The 2,085-nt window shown below is 34.9% G+C and carries 4 protein-coding genes; all 4 read left to right on the top strand.

The window, feature by feature from the left end; genetic code table 11:
- Positions 1–224 precede the first annotated feature (224 nt).
- From P9B04_RS23430 to P9B04_RS23415, 4 genes are read left to right on the top strand one after another with little or no spacing between them, the layout of a single operon-like run.
- Positions 225–581 (top strand): nucleotidyltransferase domain-containing protein, encoded by a 357-nt coding sequence (locus P9B04_RS23430; protein WP_287140666.1) that lies wholly within the window; start codon positions 225–227, stop codon positions 579–581.
- On the top strand, positions 554–934 hold the full coding sequence (locus P9B04_RS23425) for a HEPN domain-containing protein (protein WP_287140667.1): 381 nt from the start codon (positions 554–556) through the stop codon (positions 932–934). The genes P9B04_RS23430 and P9B04_RS23425 overlap by 28 nt, the downstream gene beginning before the upstream one ends.
- Positions 935–977: 43 nt before the next feature.
- Positions 978–1,535 carry a siphovirus Gp157 family protein gene (locus tag P9B04_RS23420; RefSeq protein ID WP_342057370.1) on the top strand — a complete coding sequence of 186 codons (558 nt, stop codon included), beginning with the start codon at positions 978–980 and terminating at the stop codon, positions 1,533–1,535.
- Positions 1,536–1,578: 43 nt separating this feature from the next.
- Complete coding sequence (locus P9B04_RS23415) at positions 1,579–2,058, top strand: hypothetical protein (RefSeq protein WP_342057369.1); 480 nt, start codon at positions 1,579–1,581, stop codon at positions 2,056–2,058.
- Positions 2,059–2,085 lie beyond the last annotated feature (27 nt).

Raw genomic sequence — 2,085 nt, 5'->3', positions numbered from 1 at the left:
GGTTCTCATCAGACTTAATTGAGGTCTTAGGGGATATTTAAAATTTCCCCTACTATTGATCAATAAAGGCTAAAAAGAAAGGGCTTGATTCTTGGTATTATTTTGTTAGTATAATTGTAAATACATACACTTTATCTGTGAACTATTAATAAACCAATCTCCATATAAAGGTAAAAATAACTGAAAAACCCGCTTGCTGTATCATTACAATTAATCAACGCACCATGCCCACATTACTTAGCCCACAAATTCAAATTATCCTAGAAGAATTATCTAGAGAAGTCAAAAGGATTTACCCTGAAACATTATCTGATATTATTCTTTATGGTTCTCAAGCACGAGGCGAGGCAGAGAGGGATTCAGATCTTGATATTTTAATTGTCCTCAAACAAGCTTTCGATTACTCTGAAGAACTTGAAAGAACCAGTCATTTTATAGCTGATTTGTCTCTCAAATACAATACCTTAATTTCTCGTTCATTTATTGATCAACAACGTTTGATTTCAGAAAAAAGTCCTTTTATTCGGAATATCCGTAAGGATGGAATTGTCTTATGCCAAATGAGCAACAAGGATTTTTAACTAAAGCTCAACGCAGTTTAGAAGCTGCAAAAATCTTAAAAGAAGAGGGATTCAACGAATTCGCAGTTTCTCGTGCCTATTATGCGATGTTTTATGTAGCATCTGCTTTATTAGAAAGAGAAGGGTTATCTTTTTCAAAGCATTCCGCCGTAATTTCTGCTTTAGGTGAGCAATTTGCCAAAAGGAATCGAATACCAAGAGATTATCATCGATACCTTATTGATGCTCAAGCACAACGTAATCGTGGTGATTATAATATTGACCCAAATATCAGTGAGTCTGATACTCAATTACTAATATCAAGAGCAGAGATTTTTATTGACTTTGTTATTAAAAATATTGACTCGATATAATTGCGCTTTGCGCTTATTTCTTAGCGAAAAATAAGGTACAATCATGGAAACTAAAATAACCGAAAGTCTTCCTCAACTGGAAGAGGAACTTGAGTTAATACTAGCATATCTCGACAGTGATAATCCGGAAGAGAAACAAGTCGCTGAAGACATCTTCAATGAATTGCTACCCCGTCTAGAAAGTAAAATTGATGGTTACATAAAAGTCATTAAATGGCGAGAGTCATTGATAGAATACCAAGAAAATGAAGCTAAACGAATTAGTGATTTAGCCCACACCAATAAGGAAACAGTTCAATGGCTAAAAAGTAAACTACAAGCTTTCATGGAACAACGGGTAGAACAACTTGGAGACAAGGGTAAACGTATCGAAGGGAAGCTTTCCAAGGTTAGTTTGTGTAATAATGGTGGTCGTCCTCCTATTTGGATTAACCAGGAACTTAAGGCTGAAGATTATCCCCAAGAATATAAAGAAACTAGAGTTCATATTGATCGTAATAAGATAGCTGAAGATGCGATTAATTATGATGAACTTCGGGACGAAAAAGGAACTTTGATTGCTAAAGTAATGCCTAGAGGGAAGCATCTACGAATTAAATAGAGAGTCAAAAATCAATACTTTTGTACAGAGGAATATTCTCAGAATGACACAAGTTAAAAATTGCCTCATCATTGATACTGAAACGAACGGAAATAAAGAAAAGCAGACTGTTCTAGAAATTGGAGCTATCTTTTATTCAGTAGAATATCAGACCATATTATCATCTGGAAGTAGTTTACTTTCTCTTGGATCTAATTCAGATATTGTTAATAATGCTGAATTAATCAACAAGATTCCTATTTCGGCTTTGAAAAAATCTCATGTAGGAGAATCCGGTTTTCGAGATTATTTAGGGACAGTTTACGATGAAGCTGATGCTATCGTAGCTCACAACAAAACCTTTGACCAGCCCTTAGTATTAGACTTAGGATTTAAGGAGAAACTATGGCTATGCACTTACCAAGATTTTGAGCTATTTCCTTCTGCTTACCTAGGAAAACGGGACTTAATTTCCTTGGCACAGTTTTATGGTGTTGGGATTAATATTAGTCACCGTGCTATAGCAATCAGGAATGATTTATGAGAATGAAGATGGGGTTTTTTATAGAGC

It is taken from the genome of Crocosphaera sp. Alani8 (genome assembly GCF_038442745.1).
Lineage (GTDB): Bacteria > Cyanobacteriota > Cyanobacteriia > Cyanobacteriales > Microcystaceae > Crocosphaera.
Note: the sequence above shows the minus strand (reverse complement) of the source record. Positions and strands in the feature narration are given on the sequence as shown.